Source organism: Aquiflexum sp., assembly GCF_977115555.1.
In genome coordinates this window covers 1-4,244 of record NZ_CDSBKL010000352.1, presented here as the reverse complement: position 1 = coordinate 4,244, position 4,244 = coordinate 1, and the positions used below count along the sequence as shown (strand labels likewise).

Sequence of the window (4,244 nt, the reverse complement as noted above, 5' to 3'; positions counted from 1 at the left end):
TGTTTTGAGACCAAAGATTTATACCCAATCCAACCAAAAGTATTTAATCACCAATCAGCTCGGCGCCACTATCACTGAACAGGTTCCAGGTCCATTTTTTAGCCATTCATTAAGAAACAGAAACTTATTCCGAGGTGCAGAGATCTTCGAATTCTTCTTTAGAGCAGGATTGGAAGGGGTTGTATCCGCCACAGGAGAAGGAGGTGTATTTAGAAGCCGTGAATTGAATACCTCTGCCTCAGTTATTTTTCCGCAGTTTTTACTACCACTCAATGTCAATTCTCTTGAAAAGTTTGGTAGGTATAACCCCCGTACTAGGACCCTGATTGGATACAATTATGTCAACCGACCTGAATACATACGAGAAAGCGTCAACGGAATCCTTGCATATAATTGGAACACCCGGAATCTCCGTCAACAATACACCGTCAATGCAGTAGATGCTAATTTTATCCGCTCCAACTTAAGCGATGATTTTAGGGCCCTTTTGGAAGATCTTCAAAATCAGGGAAATAATCTGATAAATTCATTTTTACCTTCCTATGTCAGCAGTATTTCCGGCCAGGTTATTTTTAATTTTAACCAATACGGGGCATTCCAAAAAAACAAAGCCTCACTTTGGCGTTTATTCTTTGAAAGTGGAGGAACGACCTTAAATTTTGTCAACAGCAGTTTTGTCGAGGAAAGGAACCTTGCTTATTTTCAATTCCTGAAATTCCAGTCAGATTACAGAAGGTATATTCCAATTACCAAAAACCAAACTTTCGCATACAGATTGAATCTCGGATTGGCAAAACCTTATGGTGTGAGCAATGGAGTACTACCTTATGAAAAATACTTTTTTGCAGGCGGAAGTACAGGCATCAGGGCATGGCAACCAAGACGTTTGGGGCCGGGTTCATTTACTCCAAATACTTTTGAGGACGGTTCTTTTGACTATCGTTTTGAGCAACCCGGTGAAATCCTCTTCGAAGGCATGTTTGAGTTTCGGTCAAAGATATATGGGTATTTTGATGGGGCTTTTTTCGTTGACATCGGGAATACATGGACTTTCAATCCTGACCTATCCCGTCCGGGAGCAAATTTTGAATTCAACAGGTTTTATAAAGAAATCGCTGTAGGAACAGGTGTCGGATTAAGGATGGATTTTGACTTTTTGGTAGTCAGGCTGGATATGGGAATCAAAGCTTATGATCCTGCACGGCCCCTTGGACAAAGGTATATCTTGGACAGCTTCTTCAGGAATTTTCCAGGACAAAGAGGACAGACCGTATTTAATATCGGTATTGGTTATCCATTCTAAAATAAAAAGTCTAATAGATGAAGCGATGAAAATATCAGAATTCAAATCTTCACTTACTGCTCCAAATCCTCCAGAGGGTATAAGTTCCCAATTAGAAGCGCTTTGGTTTGACGGAAAAGGTGATTGGAAAAGTGCCCATGATCTGGCTGATGGTCCGGCTGATAAGCTTTCTGCTAGAATTCATGCCTATCTCCACAGAAAAGAGGGAGATATCTGGAATGCTGATTATTGGTATCGTCGCGCAGGTGAGATAAGACCGGATATCAGTTTGGAAGCAGAATGGGAAATGCTGGTGAATCGGATTTTAAAATCCAGTTGAAAAAAGCCATTTTACCTGACTTTATCATCAGGTAAAATGGCAAGGTTTTTTTTACTCTTTTTCCCAAAGGTCTGTCAATTTGAATGGGCTTTGGGGTCCGGTAAAAAATGAACCGTCAATAAAACGGTACGCTATTCCAATATTTTTAAGCTTTTCCATGTCACTTTCGTCCAAGGAAATTTCCAAAGAAGCAAGATTTTGAGCTATTCGATCCTGGTTTACAGATTTTGGAATAACAGCAATGTCCCTGTGGACAGAATAAGAAATCAGAATCTGAGCCGAAGAAACCCCATGCTTAGCAGCTAGTTCTTTTACAATTTCATTTTGTAAAAGGCTAGGCTCATTGGATTTTTTAGATGAAGCTGCTCGGTCTCCCGAACCCAAAGGCGAATAAGCTGTCATAAGAATGCCATTTTCTTTGCAAAAATTGACCAATTTATTTTGAGGAAGAAATGGATGCAACTCAACCTGATTCATTTCAGGAAGCATTCTGCAGGTTTTGATCACTTCTTGAAGTTTGGCAATATTAAAGTTTGAAACCCCAATATGCTTTGTGAGACCCATTTTTTTTGCCTCTTCCATACCTTCCCAAGTCTGTTCCAAAGGAACATCACCATAGGTGTAAAACTCTTCCCTAGTCTGGGCAAATCCTACTCCTCTTTTAAAAATCACAGGCCAATGGATGAGATAAAGGTCTAAGTATTCTAGTTTTAGATCCTTCAAAGTTTTTTTCAAAGCAGGCATCACATCGTCCAAGCGGTGGTTGCTGTTCCATAATTTGGAGGTTATAAAAAGCTCTTCCCTTTTTACCAAACCTTCTTTAAATGCTTTTTCAAGTGCATTACCGACTTCCTTTTCATTGTCGTAGATGGCGGCGCAATCAATGTGACGGTACCCGGCCTCAATTGCCCAAAGGACTGCCTGATAAACTTCTCCGGGTTTTGATTTCCAAGTCCCAAGGCCAATGATTGGCATTTTGTCGCCGTTGCTAAAAGTGATAGATTTCATGGATTTTTCTGTTTTCATTGAATGATACGAACTTATCAGCTAAATACTTCATACGGAATGAAAACTTCATTTTTTTGATGGATGTTTTGGATTTCATCTTTTTGACGAAAAAAGACTCATTTTGAGGGATTTGAATTTCACTAGTTCCGGTTATACAATTGGTAAGAGGAAATCCTAAGTGAAAGCCCGACTTAATTTATTATCCCTTACTTTTGGTCAATGGACAGACAAATACTCCTAGACTTGGTAAGCAAGAAAATGCCCTTTGGCAAATATAAAGGAAAGCTTCTCTGTGATATTCCCGAAGATTACTTGATTTGGATGCATAAGAAGGGGTTTCCGGAAGGAAAACTAGGTATGTGGCTTAATACTCTTTACGAAATCCGACTCAACGGTCTGGAAGATATTTTGAGGGAGTTAAAAAAAATAAACCGCCCACAATAAAGAAGGCGGTTTAGAGATAGAATTGTTGCTTTAGAAATTATCTTGAAATGATTGGGTCAGGGCTGCTGTCCTTGTCACCTGTCACAAATCCTGAAGTTCTAGCATTTCCCAAGAGCAAAACACCTGCCGCATGTGGGGATGCCATGGAAGTTCCGCTGATAGTATTATAACCTCCACCTTTCCAAGTTGACTTGATACTTACTCCCGGAGCGCAATAGTCGATCGGAGGATTTGCAAAATTTGAGAAAGAAGCAAATCTATCACCGCTGTCTGAGGCAGAAATCGTATAGATATTAGGACCGTTGACCCTTGCAGGCGAATAGTTGTTAGCATTTGCAGCACTATTTCCGGCGGCAACAACAAACTTTATGCCTTTTCCTGATGCTGCCACAATAGCATCATCCAAGGCCTGAGAAACTGGCCCTCCCAAACTCATATTGGCCACATCGCCGGATTTTCCTTTGGCAGCCACCCAATCCACACCTGCAATTACACCGTCGTAGGAACCCGAACCTCTTGAATCCAATACTTTTACAGGCACAACTGTTGCGCCGGCAGCGACCCCAACCACACCTATATTGTTATTGATGGCAGCTATTGTTCCGGCAACATGCGATCCGTGTCCGTTGCCATCATTGAGGTTGGCGTCTCTCCCTGATGTAAAAGCAGTAAAACCATTTGTTGTGCTGACATTCAAGTCGGGGTGAGTCAAATCAATACCTGTATCAATTACCCAAGCAACGTTTGTTCCGGTGTAATTTACAGAACCACCAACTCTAGTAATTCCCCAAGGAGTTTCTTGACCTGTACTACCGCCTCCACTTCCCGGTTTTCCTTTTTGAGCAATAGATATCACTCGGTTAGGTTCTATATAACTGACAGAAGGGTCACTCTTTAACAATTCAAGTTGGCTTCCATCCAACTTAACTGCAAAACCATCCAAAGCAGCTGTGTATACAGCACCGAGGTTTTCATCGGCAATCCTGTATTTAGCTAGAATACTTGAAACACTTTTTCTCATTGCAGCCTGAATATCTTCATAGCTTCCGTTTTTTCTGAAACCCAAATTTTGGGGTTTTAAGACAACGATATAGCTGCCCGGGATGACATCACCATTTTGATACCGCATAATTTGACCCTGGGATTCCAAGATTGGGGATTCTGCATTTT

At 41.0% G+C, this 4,244-nt stretch carries 5 protein-coding genes; 3 read left to right on the top strand and 2 right to left on the bottom strand.

Going from position 1 to position 4,244, the window contains the following annotated elements; all coding sequences use genetic code 11:
* Positions 1 to 1,303: BamA/TamA family outer membrane protein (locus ACZFYI_RS16460; RefSeq protein ID WP_462525221.1), on the top strand; the 1,303-nt coding region annotated here is incomplete at its 5' end.
* Between the two features lie 25 nt (positions 1,304 to 1,328).
* On the top strand, positions 1,329 to 1,622 hold the full coding sequence (locus tag ACZFYI_RS16455; protein ID WP_462525220.1) for a hypothetical protein: 294 nt from the start codon (positions 1,329 to 1,331) through the stop codon (positions 1,620 to 1,622).
* A 51-nt stretch (positions 1,623 to 1,673) separates the two neighbouring features.
* On the opposite strand, the gene ACZFYI_RS16450 is transcribed toward ACZFYI_RS16455, so the two are convergent.
* Complete coding sequence (locus ACZFYI_RS16450; protein WP_462525219.1) at positions 1,674 to 2,630, bottom strand: aldo/keto reductase; 957 nt, start codon at positions 2,628 to 2,630, stop codon at positions 1,674 to 1,676.
* A gap of 219 nt (positions 2,631 to 2,849) precedes the next feature.
* Between ACZFYI_RS16450 and ACZFYI_RS16445 the strand changes: the two genes are divergently transcribed.
* Positions 2,850 to 3,074 carry a DUF3820 family protein gene (locus tag ACZFYI_RS16445; protein WP_462525218.1) on the top strand — a complete coding sequence of 75 codons (225 nt, stop codon included), beginning with the start codon at positions 2,850 to 2,852 and terminating at the stop codon, positions 3,072 to 3,074.
* Positions 3,075 to 3,111: 37 nt separating this feature from the next.
* On the opposite strand, the gene ACZFYI_RS16440 is transcribed toward ACZFYI_RS16445, so the two are convergent.
* Positions 3,112 to 4,244: S8 family serine peptidase (locus ACZFYI_RS16440; protein WP_462525217.1), on the bottom strand; the 1,133-nt coding region annotated here is incomplete at its 5' end.

Coding starts and splice junctions, on each gene's coding strand:
- ACZFYI_RS16450 (WP_462525219.1), bottom strand. CDS start 2,630: ATGAAATCTATCACTTTTAGCAACGGCGACAAAATGCCAATCATTGGC.
- ACZFYI_RS16445 (WP_462525218.1), top strand. CDS start 2,850: ATGGACAGACAAATACTCCTAGACTTGGTAAGCAAGAAAATGCCCTTT.
- ACZFYI_RS16455 (WP_462525220.1), top strand. CDS start 1,329: ATGAAAATATCAGAATTCAAATCTTCACTTACTGCTCCAAATCCTCCA.